The organism is Altererythrobacter chaiwopuensis (genome assembly GCF_054957755.1).
In genome coordinates this window covers 1761926-1776759 of record NZ_JBTXJG010000001.1, presented here as the reverse complement: position 1 = coordinate 1776759, position 14834 = coordinate 1761926, and the positions used below count along the sequence as shown (strand labels likewise).

Genomic DNA, 14834 nt, shown 5'->3' with positions numbered 1-14834 from the left:
GGACCTATGGCGTCAAAAGCAAAGAGCGGTGGTGGCAACGGCAAGGACGATGATGCGCCGCTGATCGATCTCAACGAATCTTTGATCAAGAAACTCATCTCGAAGGCAAAGAAGAAGGGTTACGTCACTTATGACGAGCTCAACGAAGCGCTCCCTTCAGGCGAGATGAGTCCTGACCAGATCGAAGATGTCCAGACCGCACTGTCCGAAATGGGTGTGCAGATCGTCGAGAATGACGAGGAGGCCGACGTCGAGCAGGACGCCGAAGGCGATGAGTTGGCCGTTGACGACGACACCGACGATGACGCCGACGAAGATAGCGGGAAAGCCGCCAGGAAAGTTCCTGCTGCATCTGCCAAGAAAACCGTGACAGGCGACCGCACCGATGATCCGGTGCGCATGTACCTGCGCGAAATGGGTGCAGTCGAACTGCTCAGCCGCGAAGGCGAAATTGCCATCGCCAAGCGCATCGAAGCTGGCCGCGACATGATGATCATGGGCCTGTGCGAGAGCCCGATTACTTTCCATGCCATTATCCAGTGGTCCGAAGCGCTCAATAATGAAGAAATGCAGCTGCGCGAGATTCTCGACCTCGACGCCATGCTTTCGAAAGAGCCTCCGCCTGACAAGTTGGCCGAAGGCGCCGAGGATGATGATGACGGCGAGATTTCCGAGGAAACCGCCGGCCCGACGATCCGCGACGATGACGACGACGTGGAAGAAGAAGATGAGGGCGAAGACGAAGACGGAGAAGAAGGTTCGTCCAAGAAGCGCGACGACGACGATGACGACGAAGAAGATAACACAATGTCGCTCGCGCAGATGGAGGCTGCACTCAAGCCTGAGGCGCTTGAGCGGTTTGAACGCATTACCAAACTGTTCAAGACCTTTGAGAAGCTGCAAGCCGAACGTGTCGATACGCTAGCTGCGGGCAAGGAATTCCCCAAGGCTAAGGAAAACCGCTACGAAAAGCTGGGTGAAGAGCTGACGGCCGAAGTGGAAAGCATGCAATTCCACGCGACCAAGATCGAATTTCTGGTCGACAATCTTTATGCCTTCAATCGTCGCCTCACCGCGCTGGGCGGACAAATGCTGCGCCTGGCCGAGCGTCACAAGGTCAAGCGGATGGATTTCCTCAAGGCCTATGTCGGCAACGAGCTTGACGAAGCTTGGCTTGCGAATAACGCGAAGAAGGACAAGAAGTGGGCTGCCTTTGCAGAGAAGGAAGCCGACGCGATCGAACGCATTCGTGCCGAGATCGCTGATATCGCCAGCCAAACCGGTATGTCGCTCCCCGAGCTTCGCCGGATCGTGAACATGGTGCAGAAGGGCGAACGCGAGGCACGTATTGCCAAAAAGGAAATGGTCGAGGCGAACCTGCGCCTGGTGATCTCGATCGCCAAGAAATACACCAATCGCGGCCTGCAATTCCTTGATCTTATTCAGGAAGGCAACATCGGGTTGATGAAGGCGGTCGACAAGTTCGAATACCGCCGCGGCTACAAGTTCAGCACTTACGCTACATGGTGGATCAGGCAGGCGATCACCCGATCCATCGCCGATCAGGCGCGCACCATCCGCATCCCCGTGCATATGATCGAGACGATCAACAAGCTGGTCCGCACAAGCCGTCAGTTCCTGCACGAGGAAGGCCGCGAGCCGACGCCGGAAGAAATGGCGGCCCGCCTTTCCATGCCGCTCGAGAAGGTGCGCAAGGTGATGAAGATCGCCAAGGAGCCGATCAGCCTCGAGACACCAATCGGTGACGAGGAAGATTCGCATCTGGGCGATTTCATCGAGGACAAGAATGCAATCATCCCGGTCGATGCTGCGATTCAGGCCAACCTCAAGGAAACGGTCACCCGCGTGCTCGCCAGCCTCACCCCGCGTGAGGAGCGTGTGCTGCGGATGCGCTTCGGCATCGGCATGAACACCGATCACACGCTGGAAGAAGTCGGCCAGCAGTTCAGCGTGACCCGCGAACGTATCCGCCAGATCGAGGCCAAGGCGCTGCGCAAGCTGAAGCACCCGAGCCGCTCACGGAAGATGCGCAGTTTCCTGGATCAGTGAAGCGGGCCAGCTATCTGCAAATCGTCGTCGGCTTTAATCTGTGTCGCTGCGACGATAGGCCGCAGCGGTTGCATCCATGATCGATTCCGCCCTGGCATTTGGGCGCTGATGATATAGCGCCCCCAGATAGCTCAGATCGAACCGTGTCAGTTCAGGCGGCGCCGTTTCGGGTGCGGTGAATAACGACAATATGGTGGAGATGCCGTTTTCCATGCCCGCAGGCGCATCCTCACCGGGTGATATCAATCGGACGGTGGCATAGTCGGCAAGCTGGACCAGCGTCTTGCCCGGCAAATGGCCGTTATCGATCAACACAACTGATCCAATGGTATCGAGGCGGATCGGGGGGTTGAGTCGACCAGTCTGGAACTGCTCGTTTATTGGCACATCGCGCCTGACGCCATTGATTTCAATTTGTTGGATTCGAATCGGCCTCCCATCCACCCCCTTCAATTCCGTGGTTTCCCAGGCAAAGGCACCGCCGGTACCGGCCATCATGCGCGTGAATTCATGGTCCAGCAAACCGGTGAACAGCCATGGTTCATCCTGCCGGAGCGCCTCCACGGTCTCGCGCCCGTCGTTTGTGAATATGAGCAATGCATTGGGCGTGCAGCCTTCGCGCCCGACAGGTGCTTCGGCCTTGCGGGCATTGTCCTCGATCCGCTCTGCCAGAGCGCTGGCATATTCGGGCTTGATGCCGATGATCTTCAGGCAAAAAGGCTGGTAGAAACGCGATAGCGGCTTGTCTATTCGCGCGCGCGCCGTAACCCGCCGCGTGAGATCACGCACCGCCCGCTCTTGCTTTTCGCGATCTCCCGTAACGATGATCGCTTGACCATCTTTTGCCTGCGGGGATTCCGCAACCGGGTCGCCGTTGTCATTCGCACTCTGTGCCGATGCGGAAACCGGCGCCAATGCGGCCAGCAGCGCAAGAAGCTTGCAGGATTTCATTGCGGAACCTCGCAGTCACAACCGAATGATTGAAGGGAGGAACGGCCTGCCCGCTCCCCGAATGCTTATATCAACCGCCCTCGCTGACTTCTTTGGGGCATGGAAATCGATCGATGACTTGGCAGCCACCTGCGCCGCATGAAACGGTAACACAATCGTCGCCATCGCGGAATGTGAAAACGTCGTCAGCCAACGCAGCCGTGGCACCAAGACCGCCAAGGCTGGCCGCACAGGCAACAATTCCTATCAGTATCCTCTTCATCTTATTCGACTCCTGAAATAGAAGTAGGACTCAACCCACTTCAATTTTCTATTCGGAGAATATGTTATCATGGTTACATTGGGCTAATGACAAAATAGCGGCCGTCGTTGATAATTACCAAGAAGAGTACGTAGTCGCCTGTTCCGGGAACGGCAGGGCGGAAAGCCGCCAGGCAGTTGTGCGCTTAACCCAATAAAGGGTGGCAAGAATCGCCCCTCATCCCTATTTGCCAACCATGCGTATTGCCATTGCCTCTGACCACGCCGCCACCGATCTTAAAGCCGAGCTAGCCGAATGGCTGATGGAGCTTGGCCACGAAGTGGCGGACCTTGGAACCCATTCGAACGACAGTGTCGATTACCCCGACTATGGCTACAAGCTGGCTGCGGTCCTCGCCGAAGGTACCGCCGAACGCGGTATCGGCCTGTGTGGTAGCGGGCTGGGGATCTCGATGAGCATCAACCGCAATCCCGCGGTGCGTTGCGCCATGGTTTCCGAGCCGCTTTCCGCCAAGCTCGCGCGCGAGCACAATGATGCCAATTGCATTGCCTTGGGCGCGCGGCTGATCGGTATCGATATGGCAAAGGCTTGCGTCACCACCTTCCTCGACACCGAATTTGCCGGCGGCCGCCACCAGCGCCGCGTCGACAAGCTTTCCAACCCGCCCTTTGACACTGATACGATCGAGCCCCTTCAATGAGCAGTACCGCGCCTACCGCGAATTCCGACATCATGCACCGCTTCTGGCATGACAGCCTGGCCGAGGCCGACCCTGAAGTCGCAGCTGCCGTAGCTAACGAACTCAAGCGCCAGCAGGACAAGATCGAGCTGATCGCCAGCGAGAACATCGCATCGAAGGCAGTACTGAAAGCTGCTGGCAGCGTCTTCACCAACAAATATGCCGAGGGCTACCCCGGCAAGCGTTACTACGGCGGCTGTGACTATGCAGACGTCGTCGAGACGCTGGCGATCGAGCGCGCGAAGAAGCTGTTCGGCTGCAATTTCGCCAATGTGCAGCCCAATTCAGGCAGCCAGATGAACCAGGCGGTGTTCCTGGCGCTCCTGCAGCCCGGCGATACATTCATGGGACTGGACCTAAATTCGGGCGGCCATCTGACCCATGGATCGCCGGTCAATATGAGCGGCAAGTGGTTCAATCCCGTCGCCTATGGCGTCCGCAAGGATGACGAACGCATCGACATGGACGATGTCATGGCAATCGCGAAGGAGCACAAGCCCAAGCTGATCATCGCTGGCGGCACCGCCTATTCGCGCATCTGGGACTGGGAAGCCTTCCGCAAGGTCGCGGATGCCGTCGGTGCCTGGCTGATGGTCGACATGAGCCATATTTCGGGGCTGGTAGCGGGCGGCGCGCACCCCTCACCCTTCCCGCACGCGCATGTCGTGACCACCACTACACACAAGAGCCTGCGCGGCCCCCGCTCAGGCGTTATCCTGTGGGATGACGAAGAACTGACCAAACCGCTGAACATGGCGGTATTCCCCGGCCTGCAGGGCGGCCCGTTGATGCATATTGTCGCGGCCAAGGCCGTGGCCTTCCAGGAGGCGCTTCGCCCTGATTTCAGTGCCTATGCCCATGCCGTAGTCGAAAATGCCCGCGCACTTGCTGCAAGCCTTGAGGAAAACGGCCTGCGGATCGTCTCGGGCGGGACAGACAACCACTCGATGCTGGTTGACCTTACCGCCAAAGATGTGACCGGCAAGGACGCCGAAAAAGGCCTCGACCGCGCCTGGCTCACCTGCAACAAAAACGGCATCCCTTACGATACGCGCAGCCCCTTTGTGACCAGCGGCATCCGCCTGGGCACGCCTGCGGGCACTACGCGCGGCTTCGGCCCGGCGGAATTCCGCAAGATCGGCAAGCTGATCGCCGAAGTGGTTGATGGGCTTGCCAAGAACGGCCCGGAAGGCGATGCTCAAATAGAGGAGGCCGTGCGCGGCCGTGTGTCAGCCCTGTGCGCAGCCTTCCCCGTTTACCCGGAAGGATAACATCATGAGCGAGAATCAACCTGAAGACCGCGGCTTGCTTGGCGATGCGAAGGATGAAATCGTCGGCATGGCCAAGCAGGGCGTCAAGCACCCCTCGACCAAGCCGGTTTTGACCGGAGCGGCAATCGGTGCCGTAGCGGGCATTTTGCTGCCCGTGGTTAGCTGGCCTCTGGGCTTGGCAGCAGGAGCCGGCATTGCACTCTACTCACGTATCAAGAAATAAACATCTGAATGCGCTGTCCATTTTGTGCCCATGACGATAGTCAGGTAAAAGACAGTCGCCCGACGGAGGACAACGCCTCGATCCGGCGCCGACGGCAGTGTTCGAGTTGCGGCGCTCGCTTCACCACTTTCGAACGCGTGCAATTGCGTGAAGTGACCGTTGTCAAAAGCGGGAACCGCCGCGAAGCCTTTGACCGCGGCAAACTTGAACAATCTGTTGCCCTGGCCTGCCGCAAGCGCGGGGTCGAACAGGAACGGATCGACCAACTTGTTTCGGGAATCCAGCGACAGGTAGAAACCACCGGCGATGCCGAAATACCCTCTGCCCGGATAGGCGAAATGGTGATGAACGGCCTCAGGCAGATCGACAGTGTCGCCTATATCCGCTTTGCCAGCGTCTATCGCGATTTCAGCGAGGCCAAGGACTTCAAGGAATTCGCCAGCACGGTGCAGGAAGCGGCGCAAGATGGGACAAGCTAACCAGCCTGCTATCGTCCTCGTCCGGCCACAGTTGGGAGAGAATATAGGCAAGGCGGCGCGCGCGATGCTCAATTTCGGCCTGACCGAGTTGCGCCTCGTGACTCCGCGCGATGGCTGGCCCAATCCTGATGCTGGCCCTGCGGCCGCCGGGGCAGATATCGTACTGGAACGAGCGAAGGTATTCGCGACCACCGCAGAGGCCGTGGCCGATTGCGCCCATGTCTATGCTACCACGGTGCGAAAGCGCGGAGTGACCAAGCCGGTTGTGGGGCCGGATGAAGCTGCACAAGCGATCCATGAAGAGCCGGGCAAGAGCGCGATCCTGTTCGGGCCCGAGCGTTCGGGGCTGGAGACGGAAGACGTCGCGCTCGCGCGCAGCGTACTCACGGTGCCCATCAATCCTGAATTCGGTTCTCTCAATCTGGCGCAGGCGGTGATCCTGTGCGCCTATGAATGGTCAAAACAAACCGGGTTGGTTCAGCCAACGGCAGATGAGGCAAACTTGCCTCCTGCCCCGCAGGAGCAGCTTGACGCGCTCATAGCCCATCTCGAATCCATGCTTGAGCCAAAAGGTTATTTCCTGCCCGATGCGCGGGCGGACGCAACCCGGCGCACGCTACGTACCGTGCTTACCAAGCCAGGCTGGAATCACCTGGAAATCAGGACACTGCGCGGCGTGCTGTCATCGCTCGGCCGAGCCGATCGTCAAGCCTGATCCCCTTGTAGTATCTTTGAATCATTGTATAAATTATCCAAAGATGGCGGCGACATTCATCTGGCGGTCAGGCAGTCGCAACCATAGCCACGTCTTCTCAATCGGAGCCTATTCATGCGCCTTTTCTCCTGCCCCATACTGATCCCTGCCCTGTTACTAGCGGGCACTCCGTCGCTGGCTACGCCGCCTGCCGCTGAAGGCACTCCGCAAGCTACCGCCTCCAAAATTGAGGAAGCGACAGAAGCTCAAGTCCAGCAACCGGAAAAGAAAAAGCCAAAGCCGAAGCTGATTTGCAGGACCATCCGGAACACCGGTTTCCGCACTGGCGCGCGCCAGTGCAAGACACAGGACGATTGGAATGACGAAGATACCAAGGTTGAGAATGGCGAAGACCTTCGGATGAAGACTGGCACGCTCAATTCTGGTTGAAACGGATACAGGCCGATATTGGACAAGACCAGCACGCTTGACTTGATTATCGTCAACCTTTAAGCGCCCAACTTCGCGAATTGGCCCTGCACCCCGGTGAAGCAGTGGCCGCGCCTGGTGAACGGCCAGACGGTGCGATGCCGGGTTGAATGGTCGCCATGTGGGGCGATCCAGCTGATTGAAGGATACGACTTATGTCGAAGCGCAAAAGCGCCAAGTACAAGCTCGACCGCCGGATGGGTGAAAACATCTGGGGCCGCCCGAATTCCCCGGTCAACAAGCGTTCTTATGGCCCCGGCCAGCACGGCCAGCGCCGCAAGGGCAAGGTCAGCGACTTTGGCCTGCAACTGCGCGCCAAGCAGAAGCTCAAGGGCTATTACGGTGACGTGACCGAAAAGCAGTTCAAGCGCACCTATCAGGAAGCGTCGCGCATGAAGGGCGACACCAGCCAGAACCTGATCGGCCTGCTCGAACAGCGGCTCGATATGGTGGTCTATCGCGCGAAGTTTGCGCCCACGATTTTCTCGGCACGCCAGGTCGTTTCTCACGGCCATATCTATGTCAACGGCGTGAAGTGCAACATCGCGAGCCGCCGCATTGTGGTCGGCGATGTCATCAGCCTGGGCAGCAAGGCCAAGGAAATGGCGCTTGTGATCGAGGCGCAGAGCCTCCCCGAACGTGACATTCCCGACTACGTCTCGCCCGACGGCAACGACAAGGTGACCTTCACCCGCGTGCCCAAGCTGGACGAAGTGCCTTACCCGGTGACCATGGAACCGAACCTGGTGGTCGAGTTCTATTCGCGCTAAGATCTGACGATATCGTCACGCAAGAGGGCGGTCCTGCGGGGCCGCCCTTGTTCTTTGTTGCTTCAGGAAGGCGTCAACCCCTGATCCAGTCCCACTCGGCAAATTCGTAAGCGATTGAGCCTTCGACCAGGCGCTCCCAGATATCGCCGACGACATCGGCCGGGATGCCGTGCGCTTCAGCCTCGGCGACAGCCGCCGCGATGACCCCCGCTTTTCTCGCCTCGTCGCGCACCGCTTCACGGCAGGGCTTGATACGGGCAGCGGCGCGCATGTAGCCGAACCGCGTGGCGAGCATTGCCACCAGCGCACGGTCTAGCGCATCGACCCCGGCGCGCACCTCGGCCAAGCTGGTGCAATCTTCGGGGTTCAAGGGACTATCGGTCATGGCCAGCGTCCTAGAGGCAGGATGCGCCTCTTGTCGAGGGGCTACCGGTCACCTCAGTTGCCCGCCAGCGCCTTGTCGAGGAACGTACCAATGTCAGCCAGCATCTCGGCCCGCACTTTGCTGTCGTCGAGCGCGTGCTGTTGATCGGGATATTCGCGGTAGATGACCGATTTGCCGGCCTGGCTGAGCGCCTTCTCCATCTCCTGCGCATGGCGCACTTCGACATTGAGATCGCGCGTGCCGTGGAACAGTGCGACCGGTGCGGAAAACTTCTCGGCGTGGCGGCGCGGGCTTCCTGCGGCGATATGCGGACCTTCCCCGACATGTTCGCGCACGATCCGTACATTGGTGTACCCGCGCGCATCCTCGGCCAGAAAGCCGAGGTCGGTCACCGGCGCAATCGCCACCACGGCCTTGAACAGCGTGGGATCGAGCACCTGCGATTGCAGCGCCGCATAGCCGCCGTAAGACCAGCCTGCGATGGCAAGCTTCTCGGGAACCGCGATCCCTTCGCTCACCAGCCAGCGGCCGGCATCATTGATGTCGCCGATGGCCACGTCCCACGCCTTGAACCCGTTGCGGCCATACCAGGCATCGCCATACCCGGCCGAGCTGCGGTAATTAGGCTGGAGCACGGCATAGCCCTTGGCGGTGAAGTACTGCACCAGCCAGTCAAAGCCCCATTCATCGCGCGCGGCAGGACCGCCATGGGGCAGGACAATGGCGGGCAGGCCCTTTCCGTCCGAACCCGACGGAAGGGTGAGATAGGCGGGGATCACCGTCCCGTCGCGTGCCGGATAGGTCACGGGGCGCATCTTACCCATTGCCATCCCTTCGAGCCGCTGGCGAAGCGGCAACAGCGGCTCAAGCGCGCGAGCCTGCCGGTCGAAGAGGTAAACCATCCCTGGCTGCGTATCGCTCGATGCGATCAGCAACAACTTCTGCTCGTCCGCGCTGGCTCCGACGATGTTGACCAGCGGCTGATCGGGCAAAACCTTGCCAAGATCGGCGGCGAGCTTCGCCAGTGCCTGGTCGAAATAGACGATCTGGCGCTTTTCGGTAGCATAGCTTGCGCCCACCACGCGGTTCTTGCGGCCGATCCGGATCAGCCGGTCAACGTCAACATCGCCGCGCGCCATCAGCACCTTGCCCGTGCCCGTGCCATCGAGCGCCACTTCGGCAATCGCGTCATAGCCGCCCTTGCTGACAAAGCCGATCACCACATTGCGAGCATTGTCGACTGCAAGCGGGGTCATCCGCTCGGTACTTTGCCCATCAATCAGGAGGGATTCGAGCGGCGACCAGCTGCTGCTGCCGGGCCTGCGGAAGAAATAGCGGAAGTTTCCGGTGAGGAGCCCGTTCGAATCCCTCTGGGCCTGCATCCTGATCCGCACCTGTCCTTGCTCGTCGGCGATGTAGCGCATCGTCGCATCGTCGGGCTGCTCGCGCAAGCGCCGTCGCGCATTGGCGGTGTCGACCAGTTCGACCCCCAGTCCGCTCCGGTCGTTGCCGAGCCGGGTGCCAATCGTGGTTTCCGGCACGAAGTTGCGCGTCATGAGGATCATGCCATCCTCGCCTGCCACATCGAGCGCGAGGACATCACCCCCGAATTGGTTGAAGCCGAGCGCGCGCAGCGAATCGCGCTGGCTGATCATTTTCACATTGGTGCCGTCGGAATTGAGCGCGATCAGCCTGTCAAAGGGAACCAACAAACCGCCATCCCCGCCGCCCATGCCCGAAAACTGGCAGACGAGTCGCACATCGCTGGCCCACTGGCACCAGTCGATGTCGACGATCTTCTCGCTGTTGGTCAGCACCGGCTTGATCTCAGCGCCCTTGGTGAAATCGATGACGTTGACGATTTCGGTATGCGCTGGCCCGGCGGAGACGAGGACAATCTTTTCGCCTGAAGGTGACAGACTGATATCGATAACGTCCGATCGCGCGCCGAATATCTCAGCCTCTGTAACCCCGGGTTGTGCCGCCAGAGGCAATTCTGCACCAAGAATCATGACCCCGGCGGTAAACTTCAGCAATCTCGTCATGTGCGACCCCCTGTGTGTGACTCCCTGTGTGTGACTCCCTGTGTGTGACTCCCAGTGAGGGAATCTAGTCAAAGAGCTAGACGTGTAAACCGTTGAATAGAAATTCAAACTGCTTGTGCTGCGTAAACATCAAATTTTTAGGGCTGATAATCGCGCCGGAAATCCGCAGCGAAAGCCGCAAACCGCCCCTCCCCGATCGCATCGCGCATCGCTTGCATAAGCTGCTGGTAGAAGGACAGATTATGTTCGGTTAGCAGCATCGCGCCGAGGATCTCCCCTGATTTAACCAGATGATGCAGGTAAGCGCGCGAATAGGTGGCGCAGGTGGGGCAGGTGCAGCGCTCACACAGCGGGCCGGTATCCTCCGCGTGGCGGGCATTCCTGAGGTTAAGCGGGCCGTTCCTGGTGAAGGCCTGCCCGTTGCGGCCTGAGCGTGTCGGCAGAACGCAATCGAACATATCGATCCCGCGCTCGACCGCCCCGACCAGATCATCTGGCTTGCCCACCCCCATCAGGTAGCGCGGCTTGTCCTGCGGTAGCATCTCGGGCGCGAAATCGAGCGTGGCGAACATCGCCTCCTGCCCCTCGCCCACCGCCAGCCCGCCCACGGCATAACCATCAAAACCGATCTCGGTGAGCTTGTCGGCGCTGATACGGCGCAGGTCTTCGTGAAGCGCGCCCTGCTGGATACCGAACAGCGCGGCGCGGCCGGCGTGATCTTCGCCGCCGTCAAACCCATCGCGACTGCGCCTGGCCCAGCGCATCGACAGCTCCATGCTGCGCGCGATCACGTCGCGCGACTGGTCAGCTCGGGGGCACTCGTCGAACGCCATCACGATATCAGAGCCGAGCAAGCGCTGGATTTCCATGCTGCGTTCGGGCGTGAGCATGTGTTTGGAGCCATCGATATGGCTGCGGAACTCGACGCCCTGCTCGGTCAGCTTGCGCAGTTCTGAAAGGCTCATCACCTGGTAGCCGCCGCTGTCGGTCAGGATAGGACGCGGCCAGTTCATGAAGCTGTGCAATCCGCCCAGCTTTGCGACCCGTTCCGCACCGGGGCGCAGCATCAAGTGGTAGGTATTACCCAGGATGATGTCCGCGCCCGTCGCCTGCACGCTTTCGGGCTTCATCGCTTTGACCGTTGCCGCAGTTCCCACCGGCATGAAGGCCGGTGTGCGGATTTCCCCCCGCAGCATCGATATGCTGCCGGTGCGCGCCTTGCCGTCGGTTGCGTGGATGGTGAAGTTGAAGCGCTGTGCCATTGCGCCGCGCGCCTAGCGTCTCACGCTCTCAGGCGCCAGCCCGTCTTGAAGATAAATGCAATGATCGCAGTGCAGAAGGCTAGAAAGCCGAGCGTTATGGCAAGCGACACGCCGAAATCGACGTCGGCGCTGCCATAAAACGTCCAGCGCAACCCGCTGACGAGATAGACGATGGGATTGAACAGCGCGATCGTGTCCCATGGTTTGGGCAGCATATCGATCGAATAAAAGGTGCCGCCAAGAAAGGTGAGCGGGGTGAGGAAAAGCATCGGAATAATGCCGAGCTTTTCGAAATTATCCGCCCAGATACCCAGGATGAAGCCGAAGAGGCTGAACGCAGCGGCCACCAGCACGACGTAAATGACCGCCAGCAATGGATGCGCGATCGAATAATCGACGAACAGGTGCGCGGTTGCGAGGATGATGCTGGCCAGGATCAGGCTTTTCACCGCCGCGGCCCCGACAAATCCGATGAGCGTCTCGGCCACGCCGACAGGCGCGGAGAGCAGTTCATAGATCGTGCCGGTAAAGCGCGGCATATAAATGCCGAAGCTGGCGTTGGAGGTGGTTTCACCAAGAAGCGTAAGCATCAGCAGGCCGGGGATAATGAAGGCGCCATATTCAACCCCGCCCAGATCAGGCATGCGGTTGCCGATCGCGGCGCCAAAGACGATGAAATAGAGCGAGGTGGTGAGCACGGGCGCCAGTACTGACTGGAATCCCGTCCGCAGAAAGCGCAGCAGTTCGCGGGTGAAAATCGACCAGGCACCGCGGAAATTGAACGGCATCAGGCGGCCTCCACTTCATTGACAAGTGAGACGAATATGTCCTCGAGGCTGCTTTCACGCTGGTCGATGCCCGTAAAATCGATCCCTTCAGCGATCAGCGCCTTGACCAGTTCAGCCACTTCTGCCTTGCCCCTGCCAGTGCCGTCACCACCCCGATAGCGAAGGGCGGCGCCCTCGTCCTCAAGTTCGACCGGAAAGCGTGCAATCGCAGCGGGCAATACTGCAAGCGGAGCAGCCAGCGTGATATGCGCTTCTGTTCGCCCAAGCCGCTTCATCATCGCATCCTTTTCATCCACCATCAGCAAGCGCCCATGGTTGATGATGCCCACACGGTCAGCCATTTCTTCGGCTTCTTCAATATAGTGCGTGGTAAGGATCACGGTCACGCCGCGCTGACGCATCTCCGCGATCAACCGCCACATGCTCTTGCGCAGTTCAACATCGACGCCGGCTGTAGGCTCGTCGAGGAACAGCAGGTCGGGTTCATGGGCCAGTGCCTTAGCGATCAGCACGCGGCGCTTCATTCCGCCCGATAACGTCATGATGCGCTCGTTGCGCTTTTCCCACAGGCTCAAGGATCGCAGGATTTCCTCGATTCGCCCGGCATCGGGTGGACAGCCGAACAGGCCGCGCGAATAGGACACCGCGCGGATCACCGGTTCGAACATGTCGGTGGAAAGCTCTTGTGGCACTAGCCCGATGCGGCGCCGTGCGGCGCGCCAGTGGTTCGCCATATCCTGCCCGAATGCCTCGATGCGGCCGGCGCTGGGCCGCACCAGACCGCACACCGCACCGATCAGGGTTGTCTTGCCCGCTCCATTGGGCCCCAGCAGCGCGAATATCTCGCCGCTGCGAATTTCAAGGTCGACCGAGTCGAGTGCCTTAAGGCCACCGGGGTAAGTCTTGCTCAGGCCTTTGAGTTCGAGAATCGCATCCATACACCTCAGCTAGCGGCAATCCAGTTGCCGTGGAACCCCGGCGGAATGAGATGGGGGATTGCGACCGAGGCAACCGGTTCCAGCGTTATGGCGTCAAGGATTTCCAGGGCGCTGGTGCGGGCATTGCGGTCGATGACGTAGCCCATCACCCACCCATCGCCTTCGGGTGCATTCTCATCGCGCGGGACGAAGACGAATTCGCCCGGAATGCGGCCCTCGCCGAAATCGTGTGCAATCCGCTCGCCCGTTGCGTGGTCGTGGCGGTAGAGCGGCATCGGCGCAACGAATTCGAGGTCGCCGTCTTCCGGCAGGCCCATCGACCAGAGATAGCGATAGCCCTTGGTGAAATAGCGCTCGTCGGGGCGCGGGAATTCCTGGCCGGTCGGATCGAGCGTTTCGCGCGCCACCCTTCCCGCCGCCGGATCGACCGTCCACCGCTCCAGCCCGAGCGGGCGCCCGTAAGGCCCCGGCATATCACCGTCAAAGATCGTCTCGTATGGGCACAGGTCAATCACCACGCGGCCAGCGTCATCCTCGAAGCTGTTGCCGACATGGAAAACGTAGCACGGATCGACTTCGCACCAGATCGGCTCGCCGCCCTGGCGCGGAACCAGGCCGACACGTGCCTTGTGGTCCGCATTCCACCGGTATGGAAACTGGTATCCGTTGATCATCGCCTTCATCGAGAAGGTTACCGGCAGGTCCAGCACCACGGCATAGTTTGCGGTCAGCGCGCAGTCATGGATCGAAGGGCCGTTCACGACAGTGATCGGGGTCTCGCGCAAAACATTGCCCGCCTGGTCCATCACCACGTGGCGGATTGTGTCATGGATCATTCCGTCATAGCAAATCGCATGGAATTCGCCGGTGTCGGGGCACTGGTGCGGGTGGGCTGTGAAGCTGCCAGTCAGGCCGCCACCGAAGTCGGAATAGGCGACCGATTCCAGATTGTCGTCAAGTTCGACCGGATAAGACCCGGCCTCGACCAGAGCCATGATCGTGCCGCCCACACCCAACACATTGGTATTGACGTTGTCCCGCTGACCACGGCGCGGCCCGGGCACGGCTGCCGGGCCGCCCTTGCCCGCCAGCTCGTTCGAACGGATGTAGCGATTGCGATACCATTCAGCCTTCCCAGCGCGCAGCCGCACACCGTGGACCATACCATCGCCCAGGAACCAGTGGTGCCCCTTGCCGGGATCGCGGAACGGGTTTGGCCCGATCCGGACATAGCGGCCATCCAGCTCAACCGGAATCGTGCCGGTCACGGCGAGGTTTTCCACGGTATGCTCGTCATGGAGTGGCTCGTGGATGCCGTTGACGAACGGATTACGGTCGGCACCATCAAGCCGGGTGCGGTTCATTCCCGCCACCGCCATGATGGCCGGGGTCACCGCCTTTCGAATGGTTCTTTCAATCACGCTTGCCATTGCCGACTCGCCTCCCTTATAAAGTAAACACTGTCAAC

The 14834-nt window shown here is 60.0% G+C and carries 15 protein-coding genes; 8 read left to right on the top strand and 7 right to left on the bottom strand.

Annotated elements, in window-relative coordinates; translation table 11 throughout:
• The first annotated feature begins 6 nt into the window (after nucleotides 1-6).
• Nucleotides 7-2070 carry an RNA polymerase sigma factor RpoD gene (gene rpoD / locus ACX2DJ_RS08800; protein ID WP_462572116.1) on the top strand — a complete coding sequence of 688 codons (2064 nt, stop codon included), beginning with the start codon at nucleotides 7-9 and terminating at the stop codon, nucleotides 2068-2070.
• A 33-nt stretch (nucleotides 2071-2103) separates the two neighbouring features.
• Here rpoD and ACX2DJ_RS08795 read toward each other — a convergent pair whose 3' ends face one another.
• Nucleotides 2104-3021, bottom strand: coding sequence for a hypothetical protein (locus ACX2DJ_RS08795; RefSeq protein WP_462572115.1), 918 nt, complete (start codon nucleotides 3019-3021; stop codon nucleotides 2104-2106).
• A 497-nt stretch (nucleotides 3022-3518) separates the two neighbouring features.
• Between ACX2DJ_RS08795 and rpiB the strand changes: the two genes are divergently transcribed.
• The 7 genes from rpiB to rpsD all read left to right on the top strand — a co-directional run bounded on the left by rpiB (nucleotide 3519) and on the right by rpsD (nucleotide 7948).
• The gene (gene rpiB, locus ACX2DJ_RS08790) at nucleotides 3519-3983 is read left to right on the top strand and encodes a ribose 5-phosphate isomerase B (protein ID WP_462572114.1); all 465 of its coding nucleotides are present in this window, start codon (nucleotides 3519-3521) and stop codon (nucleotides 3981-3983) included.
• Nucleotides 3980-5293, top strand: a complete 1314-nt coding sequence (gene glyA / locus ACX2DJ_RS08785; protein ID WP_462572113.1) for a serine hydroxymethyltransferase — start codon at nucleotides 3980-3982, stop codon at nucleotides 5291-5293. Before rpiB ends, glyA begins: the two co-directional genes overlap by 4 nt.
• 4 nt (nucleotides 5294-5297) lie before the next feature.
• A complete protein-coding gene (locus tag ACX2DJ_RS08780) occupies nucleotides 5298-5516 on the top strand; it encodes a hypothetical protein (RefSeq protein WP_462572112.1) in 219 nt (72 codons plus the stop codon).
• 8 nt (nucleotides 5517-5524) lie between these two features.
• Nucleotides 5525-5995 carry a transcriptional regulator NrdR gene (gene nrdR, locus ACX2DJ_RS08775; protein ID WP_462572111.1) on the top strand — a complete coding sequence of 157 codons (471 nt, stop codon included), beginning with the start codon at nucleotides 5525-5527 and terminating at the stop codon, nucleotides 5993-5995.
• Nucleotides 5982-6710: an RNA methyltransferase gene (locus ACX2DJ_RS08770; RefSeq protein WP_462572110.1), complete on the top strand. Its 729-nt coding sequence runs from the start codon at nucleotides 5982-5984 to the stop codon at nucleotides 6708-6710. The genes nrdR and ACX2DJ_RS08770 overlap by 14 nt, the downstream gene beginning before the upstream one ends.
• A gap of 114 nt (nucleotides 6711-6824) precedes the next feature.
• A complete protein-coding gene (locus tag ACX2DJ_RS08765) occupies nucleotides 6825-7139 on the top strand; it encodes a hypothetical protein (RefSeq protein ID WP_462572109.1) in 315 nt (104 codons plus the stop codon).
• Between the two features lie 194 nt (nucleotides 7140-7333).
• Nucleotides 7334-7948 carry a 30S ribosomal protein S4 gene (rpsD, locus tag ACX2DJ_RS08760; RefSeq protein ID WP_462572108.1) on the top strand — a complete coding sequence of 205 codons (615 nt, stop codon included), beginning with the start codon at nucleotides 7334-7336 and terminating at the stop codon, nucleotides 7946-7948.
• A 73-nt stretch (nucleotides 7949-8021) separates the two neighbouring features.
• On the opposite strand, the gene ACX2DJ_RS08755 is transcribed toward rpsD, so the two are convergent.
• From ACX2DJ_RS08755 to ACX2DJ_RS08730, 6 genes are all read right to left on the bottom strand, one after another.
• Nucleotides 8022-8333 (bottom strand): chorismate mutase, encoded by a 312-nt coding sequence (locus ACX2DJ_RS08755; RefSeq protein WP_462572107.1) that lies wholly within the window; start codon nucleotides 8331-8333, stop codon nucleotides 8022-8024.
• 53 nt (nucleotides 8334-8386) lie between these two features.
• Entirely contained in the window at nucleotides 8387-10378 is a 1992-nt protein-coding gene (locus tag ACX2DJ_RS08750; RefSeq protein ID WP_462572106.1) for an alpha/beta hydrolase family protein, read from the bottom strand.
• 137 nt (nucleotides 10379-10515) lie between these two features.
• Nucleotides 10516-11640, bottom strand: coding sequence for a tRNA guanosine(34) transglycosylase Tgt (tgt, locus tag ACX2DJ_RS08745; RefSeq protein WP_462572105.1), 1125 nt, complete (start codon nucleotides 11638-11640; stop codon nucleotides 10516-10518).
• A 20-nt stretch (nucleotides 11641-11660) separates the two neighbouring features.
• Nucleotides 11661-12428 carry an ABC transporter permease gene (locus tag ACX2DJ_RS08740; protein ID WP_462572103.1) on the bottom strand — a complete coding sequence of 256 codons (768 nt, stop codon included), beginning with the start codon at nucleotides 12426-12428 and terminating at the stop codon, nucleotides 11661-11663.
• Nucleotides 12428-13366 carry an ABC transporter ATP-binding protein gene (locus ACX2DJ_RS08735; RefSeq protein ID WP_462572102.1) on the bottom strand — a complete coding sequence of 313 codons (939 nt, stop codon included), beginning with the start codon at nucleotides 13364-13366 and terminating at the stop codon, nucleotides 12428-12430. The genes ACX2DJ_RS08740 and ACX2DJ_RS08735 overlap by 1 nt, the downstream gene beginning before the upstream one ends.
• A gap of 5 nt (nucleotides 13367-13371) precedes the next feature.
• On the bottom strand, nucleotides 13372-14796 hold the full coding sequence (locus ACX2DJ_RS08730) for an 8'-apo-carotenoid 13,14-cleaving dioxygenase (RefSeq protein WP_462572101.1): 1425 nt from the start codon (nucleotides 14794-14796) through the stop codon (nucleotides 13372-13374).
• Between the last annotated feature and the right edge of the window lie 38 nt (nucleotides 14797-14834).

What these genes read in the sequence shown, in the direction of transcription:
- rpoD (WP_462572116.1), top strand. Translation starts at nt 7, where the DNA reads ATGGCGTCAAAAGCAAAGAGCGGTGGTGGCAACGGCAAGGACGATGAT.
- ACX2DJ_RS08795 (WP_462572115.1), bottom strand. Translation starts at nt 3,021, where the DNA reads ATGAAATCCTGCAAGCTTCTTGCGCTGCTGGCCGCATTGGCGCCGGTT.
- rpiB (WP_462572114.1), top strand. Translation starts at nt 3,519, where the DNA reads ATGCGTATTGCCATTGCCTCTGACCACGCCGCCACCGATCTTAAAGCC.
- glyA (WP_462572113.1), top strand. Translation starts at nt 3,980, where the DNA reads ATGAGCAGTACCGCGCCTACCGCGAATTCCGACATCATGCACCGCTTC.
- ACX2DJ_RS08780 (WP_462572112.1), top strand. Translation starts at nt 5,298, where the DNA reads ATGAGCGAGAATCAACCTGAAGACCGCGGCTTGCTTGGCGATGCGAAG.
- nrdR (WP_462572111.1), top strand. Translation starts at nt 5,525, where the DNA reads ATGCGCTGTCCATTTTGTGCCCATGACGATAGTCAGGTAAAAGACAGT.
- ACX2DJ_RS08770 (WP_462572110.1), top strand. Translation starts at nt 5,982, where the DNA reads ATGGGACAAGCTAACCAGCCTGCTATCGTCCTCGTCCGGCCACAGTTG.
- ACX2DJ_RS08765 (WP_462572109.1), top strand. Translation starts at nt 6,825, where the DNA reads ATGCGCCTTTTCTCCTGCCCCATACTGATCCCTGCCCTGTTACTAGCG.
- rpsD (WP_462572108.1), top strand. Translation starts at nt 7,334, where the DNA reads ATGTCGAAGCGCAAAAGCGCCAAGTACAAGCTCGACCGCCGGATGGGT.
- ACX2DJ_RS08755 (WP_462572107.1), bottom strand. Translation starts at nt 8,333, where the DNA reads ATGACCGATAGTCCCTTGAACCCCGAAGATTGCACCAGCTTGGCCGAG.
- ACX2DJ_RS08750 (WP_462572106.1), bottom strand. Translation starts at nt 10,378, where the DNA reads ATGACGAGATTGCTGAAGTTTACCGCCGGGGTCATGATTCTTGGTGCA.
- tgt (WP_462572105.1), bottom strand. Translation starts at nt 11,640, where the DNA reads ATGGCACAGCGCTTCAACTTCACCATCCACGCAACCGACGGCAAGGCG.
- ACX2DJ_RS08740 (WP_462572103.1), bottom strand. Translation starts at nt 12,428, where the DNA reads ATGCCGTTCAATTTCCGCGGTGCCTGGTCGATTTTCACCCGCGAACTG.
- ACX2DJ_RS08735 (WP_462572102.1), bottom strand. Translation starts at nt 13,366, where the DNA reads ATGGATGCGATTCTCGAACTCAAAGGCCTGAGCAAGACTTACCCCGGT.
- ACX2DJ_RS08730 (WP_462572101.1), bottom strand. Translation starts at nt 14,796, where the DNA reads ATGGCAAGCGTGATTGAAAGAACCATTCGAAAGGCGGTGACCCCGGCC.